The following is a 1,285-nucleotide window of genomic DNA, read 5'->3' on the forward strand; positions in this document are numbered from 1 at the left end:
GGGGCGGATCCACCTACCTGCTGTCGATCGGCGGAGAACACTGCCGCCCCATAGCTCGGGGGCACCTCTTGTCCCCACGTGGTCGTGTCGGCTGCCTTGAGCTGGGGTAGGGCCGTGTTCGTCGCGGTCGGGTCGATCCCGTACACGAACCGGGACAAGCGCGCCGTTGCCCCGCCGGCGGTGGCAGGAGCGCGGTCCACAATCAGCAGTGACTTCGCGTCCTGCGACGAGGCCCCGTAGGCGAGGGTGTAAGGGGCGAGCCCGGAGGGGGTGACGACGGTCAGCAGCGGCTGCCCAGAGGTCGACGTACCGGCATAGCGGTACTCCGTGAAGAGCCCGAGGCGGGGGTCGGTGACCTTGGCCAGTCGCTTGGCCGAGTCATACTCATAGGCCGCCACGACGACCGTGCTCATCCCGGCACCACCGGCCTTGTCCGGGTCATACGCGGTGTAGGTGATCTGCTTGACCTGCCCCGCGACTTCGACCCCGGCCGTGGTGGTGGCATAGGTGATATCGATCGCCCGGCACCCCGGGTTCAAGGCGCCGGTGGCGGGGCACGTGACTCCCGGTGGGACCGGGGCCAGGATACGGGTGATCTTCTTCGTGGCCGCGTCACGCGTGAAGGACGTAGCCCCCGCGGTTCCCGGCTCAGTCACCGACGCGGGCAGCCACACCCGCTCACCACCCGTGGTGTGGGAGTACGTGAACCTGGTGACGGTGCCGTCCTCCTCGGTGAAGTCGAGCGTCGCCGCAGTGCCGGCTCCAGCAAGTGTGAGCTTGGCGCCGACACTGGCGGTGTCCTCGTCCACCGGGGTGTATTCGCCGGGCTTCATCGTGGTCTTGGTCCCACCGGGCTGGCGGAAGACCAACGCCCCGCCCTCGTCGTCGATCAGGGAGATCGTGCCGTCCACGTCCGTGGAGTCGGCGACCTCGAACCCGGCGACCCCGATGTCGGTGCCGTCGAACGACGCCGTCCATCCCGGACCGAAGACCGACGTGTCGTCCGTGCCGGCCTGGGAGGAGTAGGACCGCGAGACCGACAGGTCACCCACGTACCCGGGCACGGACACGTCGGTGGCCGAGGTGTTGAACTCCCCTGTCCACAACGCGACCTGCCCCGGGCCAGCGTCCGCAGTCGGGTAGTTGTCCCCGAATGCATGCGGGACACGCACGACAGAGGAGCGCAAAGTCTTGTCGTTGTTCCAGGTGCATCGCACGATCGAGGAGGTGGAATAGGTGAAACACACCTGCACGTCCAACAGCACCGGCACCCGCGACTTACCCA

At 67.8% G+C, this 1,285-nt stretch carries 1 protein-coding gene; it reads right to left on the reverse strand.

Annotated features, from left to right (window positions below; all coding sequences use genetic code 11):
* On the reverse strand, nucleotides 1-1,187 hold a 1,187-nt coding region (locus tag H9623_RS19105), incomplete at its 3' end, for a DUF6531 domain-containing protein (protein ID WP_227748935.1).
* Between the last annotated feature and the right edge of the window lie 98 nt (nucleotides 1,188-1,285).

Source organism: Oerskovia douganii (assembly GCF_015142735.1).
GTDB lineage: Bacteria > Actinomycetota > Actinomycetes > Actinomycetales > Cellulomonadaceae > Oerskovia > Oerskovia douganii.